Here is a 26,836-nt window from a genome sequence, read left to right on the forward strand (position 1 = left end):
CTTCTTTCTTTCATTGCCATATATGTTACACTACTGTGCTCAACAGCAGAATCAATGCTAATCCGACGACAGATAGAATCGTCTCCATCACTGTCCATGACTTAAGTGTCTCTGGGACGGACATGTTGAAAAATTCCTTCACCATCCAGAACCCTGCATCATTGACGTGGGACAGAACGATCGAGCCTGCGCCGGTTGCCAGTACAACCAATTCTACAGGAACACCTGGAGTCATCGCCAGTACTGGAGCAACAATACCAGCAGCGGTCGTCATGGCAACGGTTGCAGAGCCAGTTGCGACACGAATCAATGCTGCGACGAACCAAGCGAATAGTATGACGTTAATGTTCGCTTGTGTGGCAAGCTCTGCGATCGCACCGCCAACACCACTGTTAATGAGTACTTGCTTGAACGCACCGCCGCCGCCAATGATAAGAATGATCGTTGCGGTAGGAGCGAGACATTCGCTGGTGAAGCGGGATATCTCTTCCTTCTTGAAGCCGCGCACATAACCGAGCGAGAAGAAGGAGAAGACGACTGCAATCAGAAGCGCGATAATTTCATGGCCGATGAATTTGCACAGTACGGCTAAGCTGCTAATGCCTTCAGGATCGACGATGTCTGCGACGGAGCCAATCAGCATAAGAATGACAGGCAGCAAAATGGTGAACAGCGTAATGCCGAAGCTTGGGAGCGGTCGATCACTCTTCTGCGCGAATTGCTCAGCGAGCTTCGCTGGCGGCTGTAATTGAATGCGTTTACCAATGAATTTGCCGAATAGCGGCCCTGCGATAATTGCTGTTGGTATTCCGACGAGCAGAGAGTAGAGAATCGTACGACCGAGATCCGCTTGATAAGCGTCGATGGCAATCATCGGTGCCGGATGCGGCGGTACGAGTCCATGTACGGTAGATAGCCCCGCCAAGATTGGAATACCGATCTGCAGCAATGATTTGTTTGTTTTGCGTGCTACAGTGAACACAATTGGAATTAATAAAATAACGCCAACTTCAAAAAATACTGGGATACCTACAATAAAACCAACAAGAAGCATAGCCCAGTGAACGCGTGATTCTCCGAATTTATCAATAAGGGTAGTGGCGATTTGCTCTGCACCGCCTGATTCCGCCATCATCTTGCCCAGCATGGTACCGAGCGCAATGACGATGGCTATCGTGCCAAGTGTGCCGCCAAGGCCTTGTGTAACCGATTGCACAACATCTTGCGGTTTCATGCCTGTTAACAGACCGAGCATTAATGCTGATATAAGCAACGTCACGAAAGGATTCCATTTCAGCTTGGCAATGAACACAATGAGAAATACGATGGTAAGAAGTGTCCAAAATAGTAATGTAACATTGTGACTCATTCCGAATAGTGTGCTCATGATGTACGAGCCTCCTTTTGAAGAGTGCCGATTGTTATGAATGATTCCAAATATAGCGTTTCCAAAACAAACTTGAATACTTGTCGACAACTTGAATTAAAAAAACTTTGTATCCTTGCAGCTTGCCGTTACGAATGCGGCAAGCTGACATGCAAGGTACGGTTCGAGTCGGCGAAGTAGGCTGAGACAACCTGCTGGATCGTATGAGTATCCTTCGACTGGAGTCCTCTTACGATCGTACGGTGCTTCTCAATTACAGTGAACAGCTTCGCTTCTCCCTCAGAGAATATTTCTTCCGTTGTCATCAGCATGACGGTCTTTACGATCAGTCGAATGCTCGTCCACAGATGCATGATCCGTTTATGCTCCGCTGCAGCAATGATCGCTTCATGGAACGATAAATCCTGATATGCGAATTCAACGGCATCATTGTACTTAACCGCGAGTTCCATCTTGTCGATAATCTGCAGAAGCGTCAGAATCAGACCATCTGTGTTCACGATGGCGAGCCGCTGCTGGACAAAGCTCTCAATGAGATAGCGAACATCGTACAGCTCTTCGACATCGATAAGACTAAGCCCTAAGACAACAGCCCCCATGCGCTCCAAGCGAATAAGCCCTTCGTTAGAGAGCGTTTTCAATGCTTCGCGAACGGGAGAGCGGCTGGTGCCGAAGTCGGCAGCCACTCGATTCTCTGATATAATTTCGCCCGGCTTGATGGAGCCGTTAATAATTTGCAATCGCAGCTCACAGGCGATGGATTCCCCAAGGGATGCGCCCTGCAGCCACTGTTTCGGATAGTGTATCATGCGTGAACTCTCCTCATGATTGGTTTCCTGAACCCATATCTCACTTAACAGATTTGGTTCTGATTGTACCACAGTGCTGCATGGCGCGAGCATCGGGCTTGTGGTGATTCTATCTTCGCTATCGAAATAGGAAATGACTATTCCTTCGTTACCACTTGATGTCCGCCGAACTCATTGCGCAGTGCAGCAACTACCTTACCGTGGAAGGAATCGGACTCAAGCGAACGATATCTCATGAAGAGGGACATCGCGATAACTGGTGCGCTTGCTTGCAGCTCCAGTGCAGTTTCCACTGTCCATTTGCCTTCGCCAGAGCTTTGCATAACGCCGCGAATGCTGTCCAGCTTCGGATCTTTGGAGAAAGCATTTTGCGTCAGATCCATCAACCAGCTGCGGATAACCGATCCGTTAGACCATACGCGTGCAACTTGTTCGTAATCGAAATCGAAGTCGCTCTTGTCCAATACTTCGAAGCCTTCCGCGATCGCCTGCATCATTCCATATTCAATACCGTTGTGAACCATTTTCAGGAAATGTCCACTTCCGCTCTTGCCTGCATACAAATATCCTTGATCTACCGCAATGTCCTTGAACAGTGGCTCAAGTGTAGCGAATACTTCTTGGTTGCCGCCAATCATGAAGCAGCCGCCTTCAGCTGCGCCAGATACTCCGCCGGATGTTCCGATATCGAAGTAATGAGCACCCAGTGCATGCACTTTCTCGCCTCTAGCGATGGATTGTTTATAATGTGAATTTCCTCCGTCAATGACAATGTCACCTGGAGAGAGAAGAGGAAGCAGTGTGTCTACCACTTGATCCACGATTTCTCCAGCCGGAACCATCATCCAGATGATCTTGGGAGCATCCAGCTTCGATACGAGTTCTTCAATTGTATCTGCAGGAATTGCTCCTAGGTCAGCTGCTTTTTGACGTTGTTCAGCATTTACATCAAAAGCGACTACCTGATGCTTGTGCTGCAATATGTTATCTACGAGGTTGAAACCCATTTTTCCAAGGCCAATCATGCCTAATTTCATGCTGTATTCACTCCTGTGATCATGCTGTAAAGTACAACAAGTATACTTGTATACAACTTAGTGTGATCTTATCTTACTGTCTTCTTGCCTATCTGTAAAGTGGAAATTGTAAGCGCTGTATCTCGGCTCAGGGGTATGCTGTCTCTTTTAGAGTGATTCTTAGTGGCGGAAATTATGTATCTATATAGTAAGTGTGGATAAAAACATGACATAGCAGGAATTAGCCAACGCCGTCCATGTCAGCCAGCAGACGATCGTGCTAATTGAAAAGGGGAATTCAATCCATCTCTCCAGCTATCATCATGATCACGAAGACATTAACGATTATTCAGAGAATGTGTTGATGTGTTAGGATACCAAAGTAAATGATGTGATGTAAGGTATTCTGTTTGTGATCATGTATATATTCCCAGTGCTATAATAAGAATAAATAAAGAGTCGGCTGCAACCGACTCCTACACCCTACACAATAGCCGCTTTTAAGGGCGGAAGGCTTTTTGGAGCAAAAATAGACCGCATCCTTTAACCTAGGGCGGTCTATTTCTGTTTGTTGAAGTACTGTTTCTGAAAGTGAAATGAAAATATTGTTGACAACTCATATTTTCAGATGTAATATTTTCAACAACAAATGACAACTTCATACTACCTTATCAAGAGCGACTGAGGGACTAGGCCCTATGACGTCCGGCAACCTTACCTGTGAGTAAACGGTGCTAAATCCTACGGAATGATTCCATTCTGAGAGATAAGTGTGGCGATACTGCCAATTCAGCCTCTTTCTCTCTTAGGGAAAGAGGCTTTTTAGTTTTCATCCAGGTGATAGCAACAGAATGGCGGGGTGTGTGAAATGATTGAAATTCGGAGTTTGGTTAAGGAGTATCGAAGCAAGACATCGACCGTCATCGGCGTAAATAACGTCTCTCTTCGAATCAATAGGGGAGAAATTTACGGGATTATCGGACGAAGCGGTGCTGGGAAAAGCTCGTTGCTGCGCTGCATCAACCTGTTGGAGGAACCTACATCTGGGAGTATCCTCGTCGATGGCGTTGATTTGACGAAGCTGCAAGGAGAGAGCTTGCGACAGGCAAGACTGAAGATCGGCATGATCTTTCAGCACTTTCATCTTATCCGCTCCAAGACGGTATTTGAGAATATTGCATTTGCTCTGAAGGCCAACAACAAGTCGAAGGCAGAGATTGAACCGCGTGTCCTTGAATTGCTTGAAATGGTCGGCTTGGCTGACAAGCGAGATGTATATCCTGCTCAGCTCAGCGGTGGTCAGAAGCAGAGAGTAGGCATTGCCAGAGCGCTGGCGAATGAACCGCATGTGCTGCTGTGCGATGAAGCAACGTCTGCGCTGGATCCTGAGACGACACAGTCAATCTTGGAGCTGCTGAAGAAAATCAATCGCGAGCTTAACCTGACGATTGTATTGATTACGCACGAAATGGAAGTGGTGAAGGACGTCTGTGACCGGATGGCGGTGATGCAGAACGGCAATGTGGTAGAAGAGGGGCCGGTATATAACATTTTCTCTGATCCACAGCATCCGATGACGCGCTCGTTCATCAGCAGTCTGTTCCAATTCAATCTTCCAGAACGATTGATTCAGCATTGCAAAGGAACGATCGTGAAGATTCACTTCGTGGCGCCGCAAGCGGAGGAAGCAATCATTACTGATGTAATGACGAACTTCAAGGTTAGAGCAAATATTTTGCATGGCAAAATTGAATACATCCATGACAACCCGCTAGGCATTCTGATCTTGGAGCTGAATGGAGAAGTATCAGAGCTGCGGCAAGCACTCGACTACATCGAAGAACGAACCTATCGATTGGAGGTCATCCATCATGCTGAGTGATTCGATCATCCAACTGCTGCCGGACTTGGGCAAGGCATTTGTCCAGACGCTCTATATGGTTGGAATTTCGCTGTTTGCTGCCATAATTCTGGGTCTTCCCATTGGAATTCTGTTATTTGTAACCGATAAGGGGCTATTCCTCGAAAATGCATTTACGAAAAATGTATTAGGCTTCATCGTCAACATGATTCGCTCAATTCCGTTCATCATCTTGCTGGTGACACTGCTGCCTTTGACGAAGCTCATTGTTGGCTCAACGATAGGACCGACGGCTGCTTCTGTATCGCTCTCGATTGCGGCAATTCCGTTCTTCGCCCGCTTGGTAGAGACGGCGCTGCGCGAGATTGACAAAGGTGTCATCGAAGCGGCAATCTCCATTGGTGCAACACCGTGGATGATCATTAGGGATGTACTTCTCCCTGAAGCGAAGCCAGGCATCATGCAAGGCGTGAACATTACGGCAATCAGCCTCGTCGCTTATTCGGCAATGGCCGGTACAGTCGGTGGAGGCGGAATCGGTGATTTGGCGATTCGGTTCGGTTATTACCGTTACGACAATACGGTCATGTTCACAACCGTGATTGTCCTGATCTGCCTTGTGCAGCTCATTCAGTACGGCGGAGACTTTATAGCGAAGAAAGTAGACAAGCGATAATGCATTCGCTGTTAATCATTGAAGTCATCCCTTAGGAAGCGACAGAAGAATATGCTCCGAGATCACGCCACCTTCTTGGTGCTGAAAAAGGGACATAAGGTACCAAACCTTTACTAAAAACATATACGGAGGTCATCAACATGAAGAAAACAGCTCTCATTCTTTCTCTTATTCTAGCAATTGGCTTGCTGGCCGGATGCGGCAGCAAAGACGCATCAACGGGTTCAGGAGACGCAAAGCAGGAAGAAAGCAAAGCAATCAAGATCGGCGCAACAGCAGGCCCTTATAGCGATATGATAACGAAGGCGATTAAGCCGATATTGGAGAAGAAAGGCTATTCCATTGAGTTGGTTGAATTCGGAGATTATGTGCAGCCGAACTTGGCATTGTCGAATGGAGATTTGAATGCGAACCTGTTCCAGCACAAAATCTACATGGAGAACTTCGCGAAAGAAAATAAAATTGAGTTGTCCGAGCTTATTTCCGTACCGACGGCTCCAATGGGCATTTACTCGTCCAAGTTCAAATCTTTGGATGAAGTTGCTGACGGGAGTACAGTAGCGATTGCGAACGATCCGACGAACCTGGCGCGTACATTGGGATTGTTGCAAGATGCAGGACTCATTACAGTGAATAAGGACATCGATCCACTGCGTGTATCGGAGAAGGACGTGAAGGACAATCCGAAGCATCTTGTTCTACAGCCAATCGAGGCTGCTCAGCTTCCGCGCGCAGTAGACAGCGCTGACCTGTCTCTTGTTCCGGGCAACTTCGCACTTGCTGCGAAAATGAACCTGCTCGATGCTCTGAAGCTCGAAAATATGCCGGATGATTACCGCAATCGTGTCGTTGTGAATACAGCTGATTTGGACAAGCAATTCGCGAAGGACTTGAAGGAAGCTGTTGAATCCGCCGAATTCGAGAAAACAATAGATGAACAGTTCAAAGGCTTCGGCAAACCAGAGTGGATGCTGAAAAGGAAGTGACATCGATGACGAAGGAAGAGCAAGCTATCGTCGTTAGAGGTACGCCGGCAGTCTATCATTGTGAAGCGGGCATTTTGGACAAGCTAGATACATTATTGGCACCGTATCAATGCAAGCGAGTGATCGTCGTGCATGGTGATCGCTCCTTGGAGGCGGCGCAGCCCTATTGGCCGAAGGAGACGAACACAACACTGTTATATCTCCGTTATCAAGGGGAATGCACATTGCAGGAAGCGCATCGGATTGCATGCTATGCCCAGGCTGAACGAGCGGATGCCATTCTTGGACTCGGCGGAGGCAAGGTAATGGACTTGGTCAAGGCAGCAGGCAATACATCGGGGCTGGATACGATTCTCGTGCCGACGCTCGCCTCGAATTGCGCAGCATGGACGCCGCTCAGCGTGTTCTATAACGAAGAAGGACAATTCACACGCTATACCGTATTTCCGAAAAGCACACTTATGGTGCTGCTTGAACCACGCATAGCCTTGCATGCACCTGTTGATTATCTGCGCGCAGGGATTGCCGATACATTAGCGAAATGGTATGAGGCGGATGTACTCATTCGTGGTTTGAAGCATCGTTCAGCCGCTGTGCAGGTTGCGCATCTTACGGCTCGTCTATGCCAGACTGCACTTCTGGAACATGGACGGCAGAGCATTCACGACGCAGAGCAGAAGCAGCTATCCGATGCGTTCGTAGAGGTAGCGGAGACGATCATTATGACAGGCGGCCTTGTTGGCGGCTTCGGCGATCATCTTGGTCGAATAGCTGGAGCACACTCGGTTCATAATGGTCTCACTGCTGCGCCAGCGACACATCATTTGCTGCACGGCGACAAGGTCGCGTACGGCATCCTCGTTCAATTGGTGCTGGAGGATAATGTTGCGGAAGTGAAGAATTTGCTGCCGTTCTACGAAGATTTGGGCTTACCTTATCGATTAGGTGACCTTGTATTATCTGTGGAAGACCGTCCAACGTTGGAGAGCATTGCGCGGCAAACGACTCTCCCACAGGAATCCATACAGTTGATGAGGCCGGAAGGCGTAACCTCGGACGAGGTATATGAGGCAATCGTGAAGCTGGAGCAAATTGTATCGTGAGGAAGGAATAAAGCGCCATCTGTCCGTAAAAATGCGGCGGATGGCGCTTTATTGTCATGTAATGCGTGTTTCGCGGTATCTCGTTGTGTCTACGCATCATATATAAGTTTGCTTACGAAGCTAGCTGTCCATGTTCTTTCGGTTTGCGCTGCAATAACTTTACCCCTCCAACAATAACAGTCGTCAGTAGGATGACCGCAGTCAAGATAAGCAAGAGCGCATGGATTGAATCTGATATAGCTGGACCCCCGTTCACTAAGTTCATAATGCCAGTTACGGCATAGGTGCCAGGGGAGAATTCACTGATTTTCTGATAGAAAGATGGCAGCAGCTCGCGCGGCAGCAGTGCTCCCGAGGTGATCAACTGGATCGATAGCAACGCAATATTGACCCATGCACCGGCATCGCTAAAGATGTAAAAGGACAGCTGAGCGACAAATAGAAACGTAATGACGTAAGCGAGTTGGAACAGCCACATCATACCGAAGCCTTGTTGGGAATGAACCCCCATCAGCGCCACCATTCCCGTGCCAACCGTTGTAATGATCAGGGAGGCTACAATATTGAGCAGGGAGCGAGCTGTCAGGAGTGTCCATTGGCCACATTTTTGTCTGATAGCTTTGGCAGCCTTATTCATTTCCATGGTGAACTGCATGCAGCCAACGAAGGAAGCCAGCAGCAGCATCATGGGAACCATCGTCCACGAGAAGTTCGAGATGGGATGAACGTTATTCATTTCGGCTACGACGCGTGCAGACATGGATTCGGATAGGCTGCTTGCCTGCGACTGTGGAACATGTACCTGCTCCAGTACTTGAGTCATGCCCGTACGAACCGCATGTTCATTGATTGAAGTCGTAATTTGGCTGGAGACAGATTGCATTACACTTTTGACCATGCTTGGATTGGATTCGTTCACAGCATACGTGATGACAGCTTTCTGTGTCGGATCCGTTAGCTGCTTAGAGAAATTCCCTGAAATATGCATAACCATTTGCACCTTGCGTTCTTCAAGCTGTGTCATAGCCTGATCAAGACTCGCCTCCTCTTTCATGTGAAATGGCAGCTTCCCCATAATCGATTGCACCGCTTGCTTGCCAACCACTTGATCCTCATTCACTACGGCAATGGCTAACCGATTCACATTGTCTGTCAAATGATCGTACCCGGTTAGCCAGATCAGGCTGAACAGTACTTGAAAAGTAAGCGCAGTAATAAGGCCGATAATGACTGACGGCGACTGAATAGGTGAAGAAAAGTGGATTTTACAGACATTTTGTTCATGAATTAACACACCTCATTATTAATATTTATTTATTAATCAATAAATACGATGCCAAAAAAAGTGCGACCTCAAAAAGGCAGCAGAAGAAAGTGATTTCACTATGTTTTATTTAGATGGCCACGGAGATAAATTAGGCGCTTCAAGCACTTCTGACATCGTAATAATTAGACCTGAGCCGATGAACATACTGGCTGCGAATTTGGCATTCGGAATCCCGGCTTGTTCAAAGCGCCGTATGACCGTCTGGTGTATCGCAGTGAAATGGTCGCGCACCGAATCGCGGATTGCTGGCTCTGAAGTTGTAAATGCCTGCATCGTCACGAGCATCTCATCGCGATGGGTCTCAATGAGCTTCCCGAAGGCGCGTCCCATTGTCTCTACAAACTGTTCGGGAGGAGCATCCACGCTGGAGAAGGCCTCTTCAATCTTCTCTGTGGCGCGGTCGAGAACTGCGATGAACAATTCCTCTTTGGATTTAAAAAAGTGAAACACGTATGGCTGCGTTACACCAGCTGATTTGGCTATTTTGGCGGTTGTCGTCTTGTAAAAGCCATGTTCCGCAAAGGAGGCGACAGCAGCATCAATGATTTGATCCTTGCGAGATAGAGATGGGTCTTTTGGTGACATGTTGGTTCAACACCTTGTCAGAATTTTTTTGTTATTTATTAATCAATAAATTAATGTATGAGGGTTTATTTGTCAAGTGTGTATTAACAAGCAAATCGAAGAAGGACGAACCTGTAGGTAAGATCCCTTTAGTAGCTCGCCCTTCCGTTCACATAGAAGCGATAGACTCTTGTTAACTCATAACGTAGTATCTACATATATTCAGCCGGTTCATTTAAAGAGTACAATGTGATATTTTGTCTGTAAATAATAGTGGATTCGCTTGAAATCATCAGGCGTTAGCTCAGCCAGTGATTTACTCCGTTCCTTGCCCAATATGATGCCAATCGTTTCAGCTGCAAGGGCGGTGTTGGGCATGATGCGGGCGCTGCCATAGGCTTTGATGGTGGCTCCAATATTTTTGCCCGCGACGATGACGTTGTCGTAGGACTTGAGCAGAAAGGAACGAAGCGGGATGCCATAGCGATCAGGTTGGCCGAATCCGATTCCTTCCCGAATGCGCGTTGTACCTTGCAAGTCAAGCGAGTACCCGCCGATGCTCACATTGTCCCAGAACATGCTGCCATTCAAGACGTCGTGTTCATTCAGCACATATTTAGTCTCGAATCGGTTGTAATCCCGAATGTATAAATAATCAGGGAAGCCGTTCAGCTCTGCCTTCGAGAAACCCCAGATATGTTGACGCAGAAAATTCAAAATATACGGTGCTTCGGTCTTCGCCCTGTATAAGGCGGCTTGCACAGATGCCGGATTGGCAGGATCAACGTTATATACGAGCAGCGCGTTCATAATGGCCTCGCCATTACGCTGATAGACCGTGTTCATCCCACGGAGCATAAGTCCATTGTCGTGCGGCTTGTAGGTACGCATAATATTGCTGAATCCGGTAGCTTCGCTCCCATCCACATAGGTGTTTGGACCGTACTTTTTGATGAGGTTCTGGAGAGGGTAACTGGCAAGGACGGCTTGGTGAAGCATACTCCAATTCACGTGCTTGAACTTGAGCATCAGCGTAGCGGCCATGTAGTCTGGCTTATTGTTCTTGCCGTCGTACAGGCTCTCCATGCCTGGAATTCGCTTCTCGCCAAGCTTGCTGGTGAGGGCACTGAAGTCGGTGTTCTCCACCCAATATTTAGACTGAACCGTATAGATTTTTCCGTCTGCAGCAGTATAGGTGAGGGAGTGGATTGATTTTTCCTTTTTTTCTAGCTCAAATTGTACAGATTGAATCGCAATGCTGCTTCGGAGAGGGATGCCTTGAATGAGGTGTTCGTAATAATTCTCGAACTCCACGGGCTTGCGAATCGTGCCCTTATCGTACCCGTCGAAGAGAGGCTTAATGCTGCCTTGTACAAGGCTGTGACCATGCTTGTCGAAGGGTTCGTCGAGGAACCACATTTCCCCTTCGATGAGCTCTCCGCCTGGCTTGCTGCGGGGATCCAGGATGAGTACATTCAAGCCAAGATCATGGGCTGCCTTGGCAAGCAGAACGCCTTGAATTTCGCTGCCGATAACGACAATATCGTAGTGGCTGCATAGAGTACCGCAAGGGATTGAAAAGAGGCTTGAGCGGAAGATGCGGGGGTAATCGTGTGGGTAAAAAGAGCTGCAATCAGGATGGAAAATAAGGCGTGTATTCCCTTCTGTACGTAGTTCATGAAGGCGGGATGCCTCCTCTTCTTAAAGTGTAAAAACATGAAAAAATTACCTATGACGTCATGCTAGCACAGCCCTATATGCAGATCAATATGGTTCCTGTAGCGAAGCAGGGGAAATTTATTTTTGGAAAAATTGAACTTGACTTTTCTTCCTGAATGTGTGTAACATTATTCCCATATTCATCAGGCGATGACCAAAGACATGATTTCCAGCACGAGCTGTCCAGAGAGAGAAGCGATTGGTGCAAGCTTCTTCAGTTACGGTTGTGGAATTACCCCTTTGCAGCCGTGATGTTGAACCTGAGGGTGAGCATTTGGAAATGGTACTGGTACCATTGCAATCCGCTTCTCAGCAGTAAGCATCACCGACCCATCCTCGTTACCGGATGTCCAATGAAGGATCTTGCAATTGCAGCGAATGGCGGCTTATCCCGTTCCAACATGCAATGCAGGATTGAATTAGGGTGGAACCACGAGACAGAACGCACTCGTCCCTTTCGGGAGAGATGCGTTTTTTTGCGTTCTCCAGGGGCGTTCATCATTTCAGGTATGAATATGAGGAAAGGGAGGCTGAAGCATGGAGATCAAGGTAACATTTCCAGACGAATCGAACAGGGGGTATTTGCAAGGCACGACCATCGAAGAAGTTGCAGCATCGATTAGCACAAGCTTGAAGAAGCAAGCACTGGCCGGAAAAATGGACGGTACGCTCGTGGATGTCGACACTGCGATCGAGCATGACAGCCTCGTCGAGATCGTCACGGCAGACAGCAAGGATGGTCTGGCCATCATTCGCCACAGTACAGCACATGTAATGGCGCAAGCCATTCAACGCATATATGGAGCCGATGCAGTCAAGCTGGGAATCGGCCCAGTCATTGAAGATGGATTCTATTACGACATTGATATCGCGAAGCCATTGTCGACAGAGGATCTGACAGCGATTGAACAAGAGATGTCGCGTGTCATCCAAGAAAATCTGCCGATTAAGCGCGAGGTTGTCAGCCGGGAAGAGGCTATTCGCTTATTTACCAAGCGGGATGAGCCATTGAAGCTGGAGTTGATTCATGACCTGCCGAAGGACGCAGTTATCAGCATTTACAAGCAGGGTGAATTCGTGGATTTATGCCGAGGCCCACATGTTCCGTCCACAGGCCGCATTAAGGCCTTCAAGCTGATGAAGGTATCCGGCGCGTATTGGCGTGGGGATTCGAATAACAAAATGTTGCAGCGCGTATACGGAACTGCCTTTGCGAAGAAGGATCAACTGGAAGAATATTTGCATATGCTTGAAGAAGCGAAGAAGCGCGATCATCGCAGGCTTGGAACAGAGCTTGGACTGTTCATGTTCTCCGAGGAAGCGCCTGGTATGCCTTTCTACTTGCCGAACGGGATGACGATTCGCACAGAGCTTGAGGATTTCGCGCGAGGACTTCAACGAAGACGCGGCTATGACGAGGTGCGCACACCGCTTATGATGAACAACCGATTGTGGGAGCAGTCGGGTCACTGGGATCACTACAAGGACAATATGTATTTTACGAAAGTAGATGATACGACGTTTGCACTGAAGCCGATGAACTGCCCGGGGCATATGCTCATTTACAAAAATGGGCAGCACTCCTATCGTGAGCTTCCAATTCGACTTGGCGAGTTCGGTCAAGTACATCGGCATGAAATGTCCGGCGCCTTGAACGGTATGCTTCGGGTTCGTACGTTCTGTCAGGATGATGCTCATCTGTTCGTCCGTCCGGATCAGATCGAAGAGGAGATCGGCAAGGTTATGGCCTTAATCGATCACATCTATAAGGTGTTCGGCTTCGAGTATAAGATCGAGTTATCTACGCGGCCGGAGGATTCGATGGGCTCAGAGGAGCTGTGGAATGAGGCGGAGCAGGCATTGCAGCACGTGTTGGATAAGCGCGGCGTCGAATATCGTGTTAATGAAGGGGACGGGGCCTTCTATGGGCCGAAGATCGACTTCCACATCCTGGATGCACTCAAGCGGAGCTGGCAGTGCGGCACGATTCAGCTGGACTTCCAGATGCCGGAGAAATTCGACCTGTCCTATATCGGAGAAGATAGCCTGAAGCATCGGCCTGTTGTTATTCACCGTGCGGTGTACGGTTCGATTGATCGGTTCATTGGCATATTGACAGAGCACTATGCAGGAGCATTCCCGACATGGCTTGCGCCCGTTCAGGTGGCGGTACTGCCTGTATCGGATCTCTTCGCCGACTACGCGTATGAAGTGAAGGAATCGCTGGAACAGGCGGGTATTCGGGTACAAGTGGATGCGCGCAATGAGCGTCTAGGCTTCAAAATACGCGAAGCGCAGCAGAGCAAAGTTCCTTACATGCTCATTGTAGGAGAGCAGGAGCAGGCGAGCGGAAGCGTGTCCGTCCGCAAGCGGGGCGAGGGCGATCTGGGAACGCAGCCAATTCAACAACTTGCTGAACTGATTGAAAAGGAAATAATAGCGAAGGTGTAGAATACAATCTCATGAATTCGCATTTGAAAGCGAAGGAGATGAGTAGCATGAATAATACAGGCTTGCGAACCTATACACAATTGGATGCTGACCAGCTTGAAGCACTGCACAGATTGGAAGACATTTGCAATGAACACGATCAAATCATTTTGAAGTTGAACTGGGATTCACTTCGTGCACGCACGGGTGATGTCGCTAACGACTATGTGTATATTGTAGATGGTGAAATTGTCGGATTTCTCGGCATCTATCAGTTCTGTGCCTCAGAAGTAGAGATAAGCGGGATGGTGCATCCCGACTATCGGCGTCAGGGCATATTCAGTCAGCTTGTTAAGGAAGCTCAGCAGGAGTGTAGGAGACGTCAGGTGGAGAAAATCATCTTCATTTGCGCTCGACCTTCCTTATCCGGCAAGGAATATTTGGAGAGCATCGGTTCGAAGTGCAGCTTCTCCGAATATTGGATGACACTTACTGGAGAGCATGTGCAAGACGTCGATCATCCCCCTGCAAAAATTGAATTACGTCAGGCAGAGATGGGGGATATGGCTCTTCTCACGCGATTGAACATGGACGGATTCGATATGAATGAGGAAGATGCAAGAGGGTATGTAGAGACGGCGATGCTCTCACAGCAGGATTATATTTTTATTGCAGACTGCCAGCAGGAGAACGGAGAATGGCTGCCTATCGGGAAGATTCATGTTATGCGGGAAGAAGGCAGTGCGTTTCTATTCGGCTTCAGTATTCAACCTGAGCATAGGGGCAGAGGATACGGACGTTGGATTCTTCGCAGTATTATTGAGCGCATGAAGGAGCAGCAGCCAACTGCCAAGATTGAATTAGAAGTTGCAGTTGAGAATGAGCGGGCACTAGGGTTATACACGTCATGCGGGTTCCACGTGCGGAATGTCAATGATTATTACGTATTAGAGCTAACGTCGGAGAGAGTGGAACATGCAGCTTCCGACAATATTGTAGTCAAATAGCCAAAGTAACGGATGTTATGAAGCCGTTAAATAAGGTAAGGCGAAGAGATTCGTTAATTTACGTAAGCAGAGTGGCACAGAAAGTGAAGTGCTGCTCTGCTTTTTTGTTGTCTAAAGGAAAGGTTTGGATGTAAGGGCTCTGCTTCAGTTAAATTACTTAAGGAACTTGTAAGAATGGAGTAAGAAAAAAGAGAACTCCAAGCTGTACGATGAAAGTAAGTCAAACAGATCACGATTTTCATACAGGAAGGATTTGATTGTTCATGATCTCCACCTTGGGCAACAAAATGCTGCAGTCATTGTGGATGACGTGGGAGGCTGTATTTGAAATGTTTACGCCTCTGCGAAGTATATATCAGTCTCAGTTCGGAATATGTAAGATTGTCGTACGGATGCATCGAGGCACCTGCATTCGCTGTGAGGATGGAACCTCTATTCATAAAGGCGACTATGTATGCGAGATTCATCTAGATAACCGGGAGGTGCTGGAGCTGTCTCGCTCCGTTGGGGCGGATCGGGCTGCACTTGTTACGGCGCGCAGGCTGCGTGATGCATTGAAGCAGGTCGGCCATGCTGTGAATACGAATCCGGAAATGGCTAAGGTAAAGGCGCTGACTGGGATAACACTGCTTCATCGCGGCATCACTTATGGATTAGGCTTCGAGCTGCACCCTTTGGAGACGAAGTGGATGCAGCGAGTATCCACCATATATCTGCGTTTGCTGCTCCGCATGCTGAATCCGGAGGGAGCCAAGCGCTTGAAGCAGCAGCGATCGAAGCTGGTGCCGAAGATGCTGTTGATGTCACGTTCAGCACTTGTGAATCGATATGTAAACGGGGAGAAGGGATAAGAGCATGGATAACCTTATCGCAGGAATATTAATTGCACTAATCGCTATTTATATGGGGCTTCCCTTTTTATTAACACGAATCTGCGGATGGGGTGTATTTCGCAAGGCGGGACGGAAGCGGGCACATCGTCATGTCGCATTTACGTTCGATGATGGACCAGACCCTGATTACACGCCAGAGCTGCTTGACTTATTGCGTGAGCGGGGCGTGAAGGCTACCTTTTTTGTTCTGGGCAGCAAGGCAGAGAAGTATCCCGAGCTTGTGAAACGCATGCATGAGGAAGGCCATCAGATTGGCATTCACAATTATACGCATATGCCGAATTGGGTCATGACGCCTCGGAACATCAGACGCGAGCATGTGGAACGTTCTGCGGACATTATTGAACGCATTACAGGAGAGCGGCCAACCTTCTATCGTCCTCCATGGGGGATACTGAATTTAGGCGATCTGTTTCTGCTGCGCAAATCGTATCGGCTCGTATTATGGTCGATTATTGCGCGGGATTGGAAGCTGGATACGGGGGAACGCAACTTGCGCAAGCTGCTGTCTGAGCGTATTGAGCCAGGTGCAGTTATCGTACTCCATGACAGTGGGGATACGTTCGGCGCTGACAAGGAAGCCCCCGGACAAATGTTAACGGTGCTGCGCGATATATTGCACGAGGCTGAACGTAGAGGGCTAAAATGCGTACGCACGGATGAATTGATCAGGCTGGAGCATGCGTAGTAAATAGGGAAGGTATTGAGAATATAGTATTATTCTTAATACTTCAGCCTGAGAGAGCTCATTGGTCATACGACGTGTTAGGCGTTAAACGCTTCGGTAATGTCCTCGTACCAAGCAGGCCTTTCTATTTGGATTCGGCTTTGTTCAGAGGCATCGAGATTTAATTGGGTGAGGTGTATCCCGTAAAGCTTGCTGTTAAAGTCTGTGTTAAAGTAGTAGCTGCGATTGGTATGATCGCGGTATACACACCACTGCGTCCAATCGTATATGGTGCTGGAGCCCTTCTTATAGACCGTTCCGCTAGGGACCGTGAGTGTTTGCAAGATTTGTCTGGCTAACCCGATGCTTTCCTTCGTGTTGGCAGGACGGAAAGTCGTTTTCTGCAGGAATGCAGATCGAGCAAAGCGGGATTGGGGAGTCGGATCGCCTGGAATTCCAAGCTGGCCGCTGCCGTAGAGGTCGCCTCCACAGCTGGTTTGCGCATTGTTTTCCAGGCTTAAGTGCTGATATAGCTCTTGATTGGCAAGATGCCAAGGATATGTAGGCTCATTCGTCAACACGCCCAGTTTGCTCGGGTAAATTTTCATCTCCCCCTCAGTGAACTCTACGATTAAATGATTGCCTGATGCATCACTAATAATATAATGCAGTAGCGCATAGGCGGACGGATATAGTTCTGAAATATTAATGACGTTCAAATCAGCTAAAGCAGCCTTTACCTCATGGGTATTTTTGTAATTCCCCAATAGATACGGAACAAAATTGGAGTTATAAAGGATGGGGGTATCTGGTCGAGGCATGGGATATTTGCTGCAGGACAACCACAGCCCGGCAACGGAAAGTCCATGCTCGTTCAAGCCGTCGGAGTAAAAGATGAAGTCTTCAATCAGATCGCCTGCTCCAACAAACCCGTATTTGTTTTTCCATTTCATTTCGTTTCCAGGAAGATTGGCTTCAGGAAAAGGCTGCCCGCGAGGTACAAAATTGACGATGGAATTGAGTTTCAATGTCCAGTCCATTGTTCTTGCAGAGACGATACCGCCATTCTTCGACTTTCGCGGTATCGATATATTTGTGCACATTCCAATTCCTCCTTTTCATTTTCTTAAATCGCGTACTTTTATATCTTATTAGCGGCACACAAAAAGAATCCGCCTATTTCCGGCGGACTCCTCCATAATGTTCGACAATTGGAACGACAACGATATTCATGGTATGACAGAAAGGCAAGCGACGCTTGGGTGACTCGATCCTGCTGCCGAGAGAATAGTTCCGGAAGCAAGTCCTCTCGCGGCATGACATACATTCTCCGCATGGGTAATGGCAGAGATAACAGCGATCCCGTCTGCACCAGCTCGAATTACATGTGGCGCACGCTCTGCCGTAATGCCGCCAATGCCTACGATCGGAAGTGAAGTTATCTCTGTTAACCTCTGAATGATTGCAGTGCCTTGCGGCTCAAGAGCATCCTCTTTGGAAGCAGTCGAATAAATCGGCCCAACGCCGAGATAATCGGCGCCTTGTTCCTCAGCCAGCAGAGCCTCTGCTGCCGAATGAACGGACACGCCGAGTATTTTATTGCCGATGCGATCCCTGACTTGCGCCGCTGGCTCGTCGTTCTGGCCGACATGAACCCCGTCCGCATTCAAGGCAAGCGCCAGCTCTACATCATCGTTCACGAGGAAGGGGATGCTGTGTCTTCTGCATACCGACTGAATGCGCATTGCGAGTTCTTTCTTAGCTGTTGTCTTCAGCGCGTTTGCGCCTTTTTCCCGAAACTGTATCATCGTAGCCCCTCCGCGAATGGCTTCCTCGACAATCGATCCAGGGTCTGCCTTGCAATTGGCGCTGCCGAGCACAAGGTACAGCCGCAAATAGGAACGCATGCGGGCATCTGCTACGCGACTCTCTACACTTGTCATCTGACCACCTCATCCATCTGCCGCCGCCGATATGCCCAGTGGTTTGTCGGGCCGTTGCCGCCGCCAAGCCCGAATGTCTCCTCAATTGCTGCCTGAATATAATGCCGCGCAGTACGAACCGCTTCATTGGGAACAGTGCCCTTCGCAAGTTCTGCCGTAATCGCTGCCGAGTAAGTGCAGCCCGTGCCATGAGTATGCTTGGTCATGATTCTGCGGCCTTCCAGCAGTGTGAAGCGGGCTCCATCATAGAGTAGGTCAACAGCCAGCTCGGTCGTCATGTCGTGGCCTCCCTTGATGACGACCAACTTGGCGCCGTAATCAGCAATTCTTATCGCAGCCTTGCACCGATCTTGCAGGGTAACAATCTTCATTCCTGCAAGCGCTTCTGCTTCCGGGATGTTCGGCGTAACAATCAGCGCAAGCGGCAGCAGGCGATTCTTCATGGCCTCTATGGCATCTTGCAGCAGCAGCTCTGCGCCTCCCTTGGCTATCATGACCGGGTCGACGACAACGTTGTTCAAACCGAATGCTTCAAGGCGATTCGCTACTGTCTCAATAATGTCTGCGCTGAACAGCATCCCTGTTTTGACAGCATCGACCCCAATATCTTCTACGACGGCATTTATCTGTTCAGCAGCGGCTTCAGGAGATAGCGGGTATACGCCGTGAACACCAAGCGTGTTCTGTACCGTCACAGCCGTAATCGCTGACATGCCGAATACGTTCAGCTCTTGGAAGGTCTTGATGTCAGCTTGAATGCCGGCGCCGCCACCGCTATCGGAACCGGCAATCGTCAATGCTCGTGCGACCATCATAGCCATACCTTCCTTCTAGCGGAGGCTTGGCGAGGGGTGATTGTTGATGCCGCCGTATCGAATAGGTCGATCTCAGCCAAGGCATCAAGAAATGCGGTCTGGAAGCTGCCAGGTCCTCGGTGACCCGCTGTTCGATAGGCATGGGCGGCTGCGCACCCATAATAAGACATCGCTGCGGCTCCCGCCAGCAATAAATCAGACTCTATTGCGGCAAATGCACCGATGACCGATGTTAGCAGGCACCCGCTTCCCGTTATGCTCGTTAATATCGGATGACCGCCCGCAATAACGTAGCCGGTTGTGCCGTCTGTAATGACATCCTCTTTGCCCGAAATGGCAACGATGGTGCCGAATCGATCGGCTGCCCGCGCAGCAAGATCGAACAACGCTTCAGGGGAGCGAAGGGAGCTTTCAGACTCCACGCAATCCACGCCCTTGATCTCGCCAGCTTCCCCCATAAGCTGGGCAATTTCCGCGGCATTGCCGCGCACGATCGAGACGCGCAATTCCTTGAGCATCTTCACAGATACCTTCGTCCGATACGGCGTTGCGCCTGCGCCTACTGGATCGAGAATAACGGGAATGCCATGTACATTCGCCGACCGCCCTGCGATTAGCATAGCTTCTATCATGTCGGTATCGAGCGTGCCAAGGTTCAATATTAGCGCATCTGCTGCCTTGGCCATGTCCGCTACCTCTTCCTTGGCTGAAGCCATTACAGGTGAGGCGCCAATGGCTAGCAGACCGTTAGCGGTAAAGTTGGCGACGACGATATTCGTCATATTGTGGATGAGGGGGCGCCGTTCCTTAATACGTTGGGGAAAGAGAGGCATATCATTCATCCTTGTTTCACCTCTGCCTTCTCCGTCAAGCCTACCGGCCAGTCTTCTACTTGATAAGCCATGTCCCAGAATAGATATTCCAACTGGCAGCTAGTCAGAAAATGCTTCTTCAGCTGCTGCTTGCGTGCTTGCGACAGCGATTCTGCCCATTCATCCAGCATTCGGCGCATTTTGTCCGTAACTCCGCCGCCGAGGTCTCCATAGAAATGAATCCACTCATAGAACGGATGGGTCTCATCTGGATTCACTTCTTTTAGCAGACGTTGTCCGATCTCCGTATATGTCCATGGGCACGGCAGCATAGCCGCAATAATATCTTCCAGGGTTCCTTCATGGGCCACGGTAAGCATATGGGACACATAATGGCTCGCAGAAGGGGCGAGCGGGTAGCCTTGCAGTTCTTCGAACGTCACGCCTGCCACGTTACAAAAATTATGATGGGGGTGTGTCTCGCTATTCAGTACGAATGAGATTTGCTCGTTGAAAAGAGCCATTGTCTCTCGGTTGTCGCATTTGGAAATCGCAATGCCGTAAATCCGAATAAAGGCATTCAAATATTCAAAATCCTGCTTTACGTAGTGAATCAACTGTTCTTTCTTGACAGTACCCTCAGCAATACCTCGAACGAACGGATGCTCCATAATGGCGTCGTATATCGGCTCCGCTTCGTGTCTCAGTTCCTCCGTAAATGTAAGCATGAACAGCACCTCCGCATGATTGGATAGATGATGAATGCATGCTGAAATCTGGTCAAGGAGCACTTCGCGGCAGCCAAAAAAAGCCGCCCCGAAATGGAGCGGCTTCATCATGTCCATACAAAAAGACCATGAGGCCGGCTCCACTTCCCTCCGCCGGTATTACCCGGATCAGGTTCAAAGGGTCCAAGAATTCTTGTCTCAGCCGCCTATGCGGCTCCCCTAGTGGATTTCACGTCATATTCATCTTACGAACTACTTTAGCATTGATGGAGATAATTGTAAAACGTTAGTTTTCTGAACCATTCGGTCAAAACGATAATTTGTTAGTGCTTGGAGTGAAGATTCGTATTGCAATTGACGCTGCGACAACTGATACAATAACCTCATAAGGCGCCTTATGATACGTCAAGTGATAGAGGTTGATGATAGTGATGAGCAACATGATAGGAATCGACAAATTATCGCAGGAAATCGGTGTGACGAGCCGAACCCTGCGCCATTGGGAGTCGCAAGGGTTGTTTGCGAGTCAACGCGATACCAGTTCTGGCTGGAGGATGTATGATGAACAGACCGTGCTTGCAATCCGTATTACAGCATGGTTAAGAGGGTTCGATATTGGGATTAGCATGAGGTGACAATGCCGATGAGTAATCAGTGGAGTTATTCTCCAGCATCGATCAAATTCGTAACCCTTCCACCAATGAGAATGGCTTGCCATGTTGTCGTAAGCGCATCACCAGAAGAAGAAGCGATCGAATCATTAGTGGACTGGCTCGTGCAAGCTGAACTGCAAGGAACGGCACGGCTATTTGGAAAAAATGAAGAACCACTCCCTGACGTTGAATCGAACGTTTACGGTTATGGTGCATATGCCTCCATTCCAGAAAATATCGATATACCAAGTCATTTGGCGGAGGCTAGGTTCTCCGGCGGGGTGTATGCCATGATGGAGAGTACAGATGATATTACGGGATCGTGGCAATTATTGATGGATAAATTGAACGAGCATCCTGACTACGAGCCTGATTCGGAGGCAAGATTCTGCTTGGAGGAGCATATACGAAATGACAGCCCGGCAGGAAGCAGCAACGCTTATTGGCTGCAGTTATTCGAACCGGTTCGAAAGAAAATAAAATAATAAACATGAAATCCCCGGTGCAGTCGTTGCGCCGGGAATTGTGTATTTGGGGACAGGAGAGAGGGGGGGGCTCGCTTTAGGTTTTCTTTATTAAGAAGTCGAAGTTGCGAGCGGTCGCATGATGCGTTTGCGCTGATGGAATGTGGCAATTTCGGCTTGACCGCGTTGCTGAAGCATAAGAGCATTGTCCGCCACGTATTTGCCGACGTCGTCTGGAAAGTGAGAATCCGATGATAGGGTAAAGGGGACATCATGTCGAAGCAGTACATCAATAAAGGAGGAACTCGGACACATCTCCTTGACCGGGTAGCGGTAGAACAGTCCTGCATTTACCTCTGTAGCTGTATTTGTCCGTTTCAATGCTTGTGCGATTCGCTCGTAGTACGGGAGAAGCAGCTCCTCAGCTGGGCGATAATTAAATACTTTCAAATTGTCTAAATGGGCGGCAATATCGAACAGACCGCTGTTAATCATTCGTTCGACATCATCGAAAAAGCGTCCGTACAGTTCACACAGATCAACCTGATCGAAGCGGAACTGAGTCTCGGGATTATCGAATCCCCATCCATCCACATAGTGAATCGACCCGATCACGTAGTCCCAATCCGCCATCGCAATGAATGATTCCAAGTCCTTCTCTCCACCTGCAAAATAATCCGCCTCTAATCCGAGACGTAGCTCGACTCCCTGCTCGGCCCATCTGGGCTTTGCGGCCTGAATGGCAGCTGCGAAATTCTCCATCCGCTCGGTGCATACTTGATGCAGCCATGTATGCTGAAGGCGGCCTAGCGGGGAGTCGCCGATATCGAGGTGACGTTCGAAGTAGGGGAGCGTCTCTCGAAACCGATAGAGATGATCCACGATTCCGACCTCCCGCAGTCCTTTGCGCAGCGCTTCTTGCAAGTAGAGATCGAGCCATGATTCGTCATAAGCTCCTCGCTGCAGTCTTGTATGCATACGCGCATAACTCGCTTCGAGCCATGCGCGAGAATGTTGTGGTTCAGCAATTGGATGGAAGTGATCGAATGCTTGATTTGTACGATCAAGCCAGCGGAACGAATAAGGGCCTTCCTCCAAATGCATATGGTAGTCTACATAATACAGCATAATGATCGCATCCCATCCTATGTCATAGTGGCTCATTCGTGATGTATGAAGTGATGTGTTACTTCGACATATAACTTCGCTATGTTCTTATGGCTCGCAAGCCGTCGTAATCCAACCTACTTGCAATCCGCTGCGCTTCCATTTATCTGGCATAGGTGCATCGCATATGATGGCGGTGACCTTGCTCATGTCACAGATGCGGCACAACTGTGTCTCCCCGAGCTTGGTACAATCTCCAAGCACATATGCCTGCTCGGATTGCTCAATCATTAAGGTGGAGCAGATCGATTCTTCCATGTCGTAATCACTGATTCCCGCTGGTGTCATCCCTGCACAGGAGATGAACGCCTTATCGAAGTGGAAGCGTGTAAGCAGTTCACAGGTTAAGGCGCCTGCAATCGATTTCTGCTCTGGATGCGTAACTCCCCCGAGTACGATGACTTTGCCGTCAAATCGTTTGGCTTCCAGCCGTTCCATGAGCAGTTCGGCAGCAGGAATAGAATTCGTCACGATCGTAACGCCGACGACACCGCGTATGGCGCGAACAAGCTCAACAGTCGTCGTGCCTACATCGACCACGATTGTATCTCCATCTTGAATGAGCGCGGCCGCAGCTTCCCCGATTGCTTTCTTTGCCGACTGCTCGATGCTTCGTTTTTTATCAAAATGAGGTTCAATCTTCACATGCGAATACGCAACCGCGCCTCCGTACACGCGCTTAAGCATCTGCTTTGCTTCCAACTCGTCGAGATCCCTGCGAATGGTCTCGGGCGTAACCGTTAATACGCTGGCGAGGGAAGCAACTTGAATTTTGCCATGTCGATTCAGCTGTTCTAAAATATGCTGTCTACGTTCTTCAGGCAGTAGCATCATGAAGCGGAATCACGTCCTTCGGATGGAGGTATACCGTCGTGGTAGAGCCGACGCTCACCCAATCGGAATTGCGATGAATCTGATCGACGACGACATGCTGACCCTGAACCGTTAGTTCCATACGCGTAATGTTGCCAAGCATGGTCACATTGCGTACCGTTCCTGTTACGGCCATGCCGCCAACGAGCGGCTGCTCGCAGAACGTCTCTGGCCGAATGGCATACAGCTTGCTGTCTGCAAGCGTGTAGTCTGGTACGATTTGCCCTAAGGCTTCGGCGTTCCATACGTTATAGCTGCCAATGAATCTTGCGACGAACTCGCTGCTTGGCTGCGTATAAATCTCCTGCGGTGAGCCATGCTGCGCGATATTGCCTGCATTCATGATGTATATGTGATCACTGACGGACATCGCTTCTTCTTGGTCATGCGTAACTAGTACTGTTGTCATGTTCAATTCACGTTGAATGGAACGCAGCTGCTGCTGTAGGTTTTTACGAATTTGCGCGTCAAGCGCACTAAGCGGTTCGTCCAGCAGCAATACCTTTGGTTTCGTAACAAGCGAGCGGGCAAGTGCGACACGCTGCTGCTGCCCACCAGAGATCTCACGCGGGAAAGACTTCTCCTTCCCTTGAAGCCCGGTGAGATCAATCATTTCGCCAACAGCCCGGCGAATCGCATCACGCGGCATCTTCTTCATCGTCAAGCCGAAGGCAATATTGTCGGCCACTGTCATATTTGGGAACAGCGCATAGGACTGGAACACCATGCCTATCTCCCGATCCTTCGGTTCGATCGCCGTGACGTCCTTGCCATCAATGTGAATCGTCCCGCCATCGAGCGGAGTCAGTCCGGACAGGATGCGAAGCAATGTGCTTTTGCCGCAGCCGCTTGGGCCGAGGAGTGTCACCAGTTCGCCTTTTTGGATATGAAGATCAATGCTGTTCAGCACCTTTTGTTTATGGAACGTCTTGGTCACTTGATTCATCTGTACGTAGCTCATCTAAGAAGCCTCCCTGCTCATTGTTGCTTGGGTAGTCGGAATGCTGTTGCTAACGATGTCTTCTTCTGGGTCTGCGACTGGCTTGGAAGTGCGGCCTGTCAGCTTCACGATCCACGCGCTCAATATGGCCATCAGAATGAAGTAGGTTACGGTAATGGCGCTCGCGATATGGCCGCTCTTGTTCAGCTGTGCATACAGGAAGAGCTGCATGGTCTCGAAGCGTCCTCCGACGAGAATATTAATGAGCACGAACTCTCCGAATAGAATCGAGAAGGAGAGGAGTGCGGATACGAGAATGCCCGGCATAATGTTCGGAACAATCACGCGCAGGAATGCCTTCATGCGGCTGGCTCCTAGAAGCTCGGCAGCCTCCATCAACGATCCTGCCTGAACAGCGCGCAAGCTGTTGCGCGTCCCTTGATACATGAACGGCAGCATGCCGATGACATAGGCACCGAAGACGATGATAATCATGGAGATGCCCTTGCCAGAGTAAGCGCGAATCAAGCCGACAGCCATAATAACGCCAGGAACGGCATAGGTAAGCATGACGAGCGTCTGAACCCAGCGCTCTAGCTTTGGTGCATACAGGGAAATCGCGAACGTAGCCGGCACGATAACGATTACCGCTGTTACGGTAGCTACGCTGCTGAGCAGCAGGGAACGACCGAACGCCTGCATGAAGCGTGTATCCTGGAACAGCTCGCCGAACCATTTCAATGTTAAGCCTTCGGGCAGAATGGTTTGATTCCATGATGTCGCCAAGGAATAGAGCATGGTAGCGATGACCGGAATGAACAAATAGAGCAATACCGCTGCAAAGGCGAGCGTTGGCAGAGAATGAGCCAATCGTTTCATAGCAGATCCCTCCGAACTTTGCGCGTCAGCCATTCATTGACGAGCATGGCTGCAAGCAGCGTCAAGCCGAGCAATACGCCCAAGGCGCTGCCGAGCTCGGGACGGGCGAAGATGTCCCCAGATACGAGTGCGCCAATACGTACGGGGACAAGGTTATAGTTGCTTCCTGTCAAGGCATAAGCTGAGGCATATGCACCCATGGCATTCGCGAACAAGATACTGAATGTGCCCGCGATCCCCGGCAGAAGTACAGGCAGACCGATACGCTTCCAAAATTGAAAGGGCGATGCGCCCAGCAGGGAAGCGGCTTCCTTCCAGTTGTCTTGAATCGCATGGTACATCGGATAGAGCAGCATAATGGCCAGCGGAAGCTGGAAATACACATAAATAACGGTCAATCCCGACCATGAATACAGATTGAATGATGCCGACATGTCAATGCCGAATTGGCGGAACAGCAGCGTGAACAATCCGCTATTGCCAAGCAGGACGATGAAGCCGAAGGCGAGCGGGATGCCTGCGAAGTTCGATGTAAGGTTCGTAATGACAAGCAGCCGCTCTTGTACGCGCTTCGGAAAGCGGGTAATGGCATACGTTGCAAATACGGCGGCAATGATGCCGATAAGGCTGGACAGCAGGGAGATGAGAATACTGTTCTCAAATGCCTTCCAGTAATAGGGGTTCGTAAAAATTTCTTTGTATTGATTGAATGTAAATGCCCCGCCATCCTCTTGAAAGCTTCCCGAAATCATCGTGAAGAGCGGGACGAACATGAATAGCGCCACAAAGATAAGCAGCGGGATAATCGTGATGTACAGCATGCTGTTGATCCGTTTCATGTGCGTACTCCTTTCCTGTAATGTTACATCCTGAGACACTCCGTGATAAAAAACTTCTATCGAGGTAACTCATGATGAGCGACCGCGTCTAAAGGTATGTTTTTTTCCATTCTAGAAAGCCTTCGTGCCTCACTGCACGTTAACTTTCTAGAATGATCAAAAGTTCGCTTTTCAGCACCGAGAAGGTTGCATAAACTCGAAGAACGAGCAGCGGAGTGTAGGCGAGACTACATGAGCAGCGGAGTTCGAGAGTGAGTGCAAGATTCGATGTCGAGTTA

The 26,836-nt window shown here is 49.2% G+C and carries 27 protein-coding genes and 2 riboswitches; of the genes, 10 read left to right on the forward strand and 17 right to left on the reverse strand.

Annotated features, from left to right (window positions below; all coding sequences use genetic code 11):
• Nucleotides 1-25 precede the first annotated feature (25 nt).
• The 3 genes from BBG47_RS00705 to gnd all read right to left on the reverse strand — a co-directional run bounded on the left by BBG47_RS00705 (nt 26) and on the right by gnd (nt 3,233).
• On the reverse strand, nt 26-1,387 hold the full coding sequence (locus BBG47_RS00705) for a GntP family permease (protein ID WP_065290110.1): 1,362 nt from the start codon (nt 1,385-1,387) through the stop codon (nt 26-28).
• Between the two features lie 128 nt (nt 1,388-1,515).
• On the reverse strand, nt 1,516-2,193 hold the full coding sequence (locus BBG47_RS00710) for a GntR family transcriptional regulator (protein WP_028532157.1): 678 nt from the start codon (nt 2,191-2,193) through the stop codon (nt 1,516-1,518).
• A 140-nt stretch (nt 2,194-2,333) separates the two neighbouring features.
• Nucleotides 2,334-3,233, reverse strand: coding sequence for a phosphogluconate dehydrogenase (NAD(+)-dependent, decarboxylating) (gene gnd / locus BBG47_RS00715; RefSeq protein WP_021259604.1), 900 nt, complete (start codon nt 3,231-3,233; stop codon nt 2,334-2,336).
• Between the two features lie 644 nt (nt 3,234-3,877).
• Nucleotides 3,878-3,985, forward strand: a riboswitch (SAM riboswitch).
• 95 nt (nt 3,986-4,080) lie between these two features.
• On the opposite strand from gnd, the gene BBG47_RS00720 reads away from it, so the two are divergent.
• From BBG47_RS00720 to BBG47_RS00735, 4 genes are all read left to right on the forward strand, one after another.
• The gene (locus tag BBG47_RS00720) at nt 4,081-5,094 is read left to right on the forward strand and encodes a methionine ABC transporter ATP-binding protein (RefSeq protein WP_065290111.1); all 1,014 of its coding nucleotides are present in this window, start codon (nt 4,081-4,083) and stop codon (nt 5,092-5,094) included.
• Complete coding sequence (locus BBG47_RS00725) at nt 5,084-5,749, forward strand: methionine ABC transporter permease (RefSeq protein WP_065290112.1); 666 nt, start codon at nt 5,084-5,086, stop codon at nt 5,747-5,749. The genes BBG47_RS00720 and BBG47_RS00725 overlap by 11 nt, the downstream gene beginning before the upstream one ends.
• Nucleotides 5,750-5,889: 140 nt before the next feature.
• Nucleotides 5,890-6,735 carry a MetQ/NlpA family ABC transporter substrate-binding protein gene (locus BBG47_RS00730; protein ID WP_021254809.1) on the forward strand — a complete coding sequence of 282 codons (846 nt, stop codon included), beginning with the start codon at nt 5,890-5,892 and terminating at the stop codon, nt 6,733-6,735.
• 5 nt (nt 6,736-6,740) lie between these two features.
• A complete protein-coding gene (locus BBG47_RS00735; protein ID WP_065290113.1) occupies nt 6,741-7,838 on the forward strand; it encodes an iron-containing alcohol dehydrogenase family protein in 1,098 nt (365 codons plus the stop codon).
• Between the two features lie 112 nt (nt 7,839-7,950).
• Here BBG47_RS00735 and BBG47_RS00740 read toward each other — a convergent pair whose 3' ends face one another.
• The 4 genes from BBG47_RS00740 to BBG47_RS30565 all read right to left on the reverse strand — a co-directional run bounded on the left by BBG47_RS00740 (nt 7,951) and on the right by BBG47_RS30565 (nt 11,408).
• On the reverse strand, nt 7,951-9,132 hold the full coding sequence (locus BBG47_RS00740) for a YhgE/Pip domain-containing protein (protein ID WP_254659712.1): 1,182 nt from the start codon (nt 9,130-9,132) through the stop codon (nt 7,951-7,953).
• 96 nt (nt 9,133-9,228) lie between these two features.
• The gene (locus BBG47_RS00745; protein ID WP_021254806.1) at nt 9,229-9,750 is read right to left on the reverse strand and encodes a TetR/AcrR family transcriptional regulator; all 522 of its coding nucleotides are present in this window, start codon (nt 9,748-9,750) and stop codon (nt 9,229-9,231) included.
• Nucleotides 9,751-9,960: 210 nt separating this feature from the next.
• A complete protein-coding gene (locus BBG47_RS00750; RefSeq protein WP_368072420.1) occupies nt 9,961-11,271 on the reverse strand; it encodes an FAD-dependent oxidoreductase in 1,311 nt (436 codons plus the stop codon).
• Entirely contained in the window at nt 11,205-11,408 is a 204-nt protein-coding gene (locus BBG47_RS30565; RefSeq protein ID WP_254659713.1) for a hypothetical protein, read from the reverse strand. The genes BBG47_RS00750 and BBG47_RS30565 overlap by 67 nt, the downstream gene beginning before the upstream one ends.
• Before the next feature lie 577 nt (nt 11,409-11,985).
• Between BBG47_RS30565 and thrS the strand changes: the two genes are divergently transcribed.
• The 4 genes from thrS (at nt 11,986) to BBG47_RS00770 (ending at nt 16,466) form a co-directional block, all read left to right on the forward strand.
• Nucleotides 11,986-13,899, forward strand: coding sequence for a threonine--tRNA ligase (thrS, locus tag BBG47_RS00755; protein WP_065290114.1), 1,914 nt, complete (start codon nt 11,986-11,988; stop codon nt 13,897-13,899).
• 47 nt (nt 13,900-13,946) lie between these two features.
• The gene (locus tag BBG47_RS00760) at nt 13,947-14,885 is read left to right on the forward strand and encodes a GNAT family N-acetyltransferase (protein WP_065290115.1); all 939 of its coding nucleotides are present in this window, start codon (nt 13,947-13,949) and stop codon (nt 14,883-14,885) included.
• 263 nt (nt 14,886-15,148) lie between these two features.
• Nucleotides 15,149-15,736: a YkoP family protein gene (locus BBG47_RS00765; protein WP_065290139.1), complete on the forward strand. Its 588-nt coding sequence runs from the start codon at nt 15,149-15,151 to the stop codon at nt 15,734-15,736.
• A 4-nt stretch (nt 15,737-15,740) separates the two neighbouring features.
• Nucleotides 15,741-16,466: a polysaccharide deacetylase family protein gene (locus BBG47_RS00770; protein ID WP_065290116.1), complete on the forward strand. Its 726-nt coding sequence runs from the start codon at nt 15,741-15,743 to the stop codon at nt 16,464-16,466.
• Nucleotides 16,467-16,543: 77 nt separating this feature from the next.
• Here the strand turns inward: BBG47_RS00770 and BBG47_RS00775 are convergent, their stop codons facing one another.
• The 5 genes from BBG47_RS00775 to tenA form a co-directional block, all read right to left on the reverse strand.
• Entirely contained in the window at nt 16,544-17,548 is a 1,005-nt protein-coding gene (locus BBG47_RS00775; RefSeq protein ID WP_065290117.1) for a linear amide C-N hydrolase, read from the reverse strand.
• A gap of 126 nt (nt 17,549-17,674) precedes the next feature.
• Nucleotides 17,675-18,388, reverse strand: a complete 714-nt coding sequence (gene thiE / locus BBG47_RS00780; RefSeq protein WP_065290118.1) for a thiamine phosphate synthase — start codon at nt 18,386-18,388, stop codon at nt 17,675-17,677.
• On the reverse strand, nt 18,385-19,200 hold the full coding sequence (thiD, locus tag BBG47_RS00785; RefSeq protein WP_065290140.1) for a bifunctional hydroxymethylpyrimidine kinase/phosphomethylpyrimidine kinase: 816 nt from the start codon (nt 19,198-19,200) through the stop codon (nt 18,385-18,387). Before thiD ends, thiE begins: the two co-directional genes overlap by 4 nt.
• Entirely contained in the window at nt 19,200-20,045 is an 846-nt protein-coding gene (gene thiM / locus BBG47_RS00790; protein WP_065290119.1) for a hydroxyethylthiazole kinase, read from the reverse strand. The genes thiD and thiM overlap by 1 nt, the downstream gene beginning before the upstream one ends.
• Nucleotides 20,042-20,743, reverse strand: a complete 702-nt coding sequence (gene tenA, locus BBG47_RS00795) for a thiaminase II (protein ID WP_065290141.1) — start codon at nt 20,741-20,743, stop codon at nt 20,042-20,044. Before tenA ends, thiM begins: the two co-directional genes overlap by 4 nt.
• A gap of 128 nt (nt 20,744-20,871) precedes the next feature.
• Nucleotides 20,872-20,974, reverse strand: a riboswitch (TPP riboswitch).
• A 200-nt stretch (nt 20,975-21,174) separates the two neighbouring features.
• Here tenA and BBG47_RS30360 point away from each other — a divergent pair.
• Both BBG47_RS30360 and BBG47_RS00805 read left to right on the forward strand, forming a co-directional pair.
• Nucleotides 21,175-21,378 (forward strand): MerR family transcriptional regulator, encoded by a 204-nt coding sequence (locus BBG47_RS30360; protein WP_065290120.1) that lies wholly within the window; start codon nt 21,175-21,177, stop codon nt 21,376-21,378.
• An 8-nt stretch (nt 21,379-21,386) separates the two neighbouring features.
• Nucleotides 21,387-21,881, forward strand: a complete 495-nt coding sequence (locus BBG47_RS00805) for a hypothetical protein (protein ID WP_217492491.1) — start codon at nt 21,387-21,389, stop codon at nt 21,879-21,881.
• A gap of 90 nt (nt 21,882-21,971) precedes the next feature.
• On the opposite strand, the gene BBG47_RS00810 is transcribed toward BBG47_RS00805, so the two are convergent.
• The 5 genes from BBG47_RS00810 to BBG47_RS00830 all read right to left on the reverse strand — a co-directional run bounded on the left by BBG47_RS00810 (nt 21,972) and on the right by BBG47_RS00830 (nt 26,558).
• Nucleotides 21,972-22,988 carry a histidinol phosphate phosphatase domain-containing protein gene (locus tag BBG47_RS00810; RefSeq protein WP_065290122.1) on the reverse strand — a complete coding sequence of 339 codons (1,017 nt, stop codon included), beginning with the start codon at nt 22,986-22,988 and terminating at the stop codon, nt 21,972-21,974.
• Between the two features lie 87 nt (nt 22,989-23,075).
• Entirely contained in the window at nt 23,076-23,861 is a 786-nt protein-coding gene (locus BBG47_RS00815) for a DeoR/GlpR family DNA-binding transcription regulator (RefSeq protein ID WP_065290123.1), read from the reverse strand.
• Nucleotides 23,845-24,861 carry an ABC transporter ATP-binding protein gene (locus tag BBG47_RS00820; protein WP_065290124.1) on the reverse strand — a complete coding sequence of 339 codons (1,017 nt, stop codon included), beginning with the start codon at nt 24,859-24,861 and terminating at the stop codon, nt 23,845-23,847. Before BBG47_RS00820 ends, BBG47_RS00815 begins: the two co-directional genes overlap by 17 nt.
• A complete protein-coding gene (locus tag BBG47_RS00825) occupies nt 24,862-25,719 on the reverse strand; it encodes an ABC transporter permease (RefSeq protein ID WP_065290125.1) in 858 nt (285 codons plus the stop codon).
• Nucleotides 25,716-26,558, reverse strand: a complete 843-nt coding sequence (locus BBG47_RS00830; protein ID WP_065290126.1) for an ABC transporter permease — start codon at nt 26,556-26,558, stop codon at nt 25,716-25,718. Before BBG47_RS00830 ends, BBG47_RS00825 begins: the two co-directional genes overlap by 4 nt.
• Nucleotides 26,559-26,836: the final 278 nt, after the last annotated feature.

The sequence above is a fragment of the Paenibacillus sp. KS1 genome (assembly GCF_001680695.1).
Lineage (GTDB): Bacteria > Bacillota > Bacilli > Paenibacillales > Paenibacillaceae > Paenibacillus_B > Paenibacillus_B suaedae.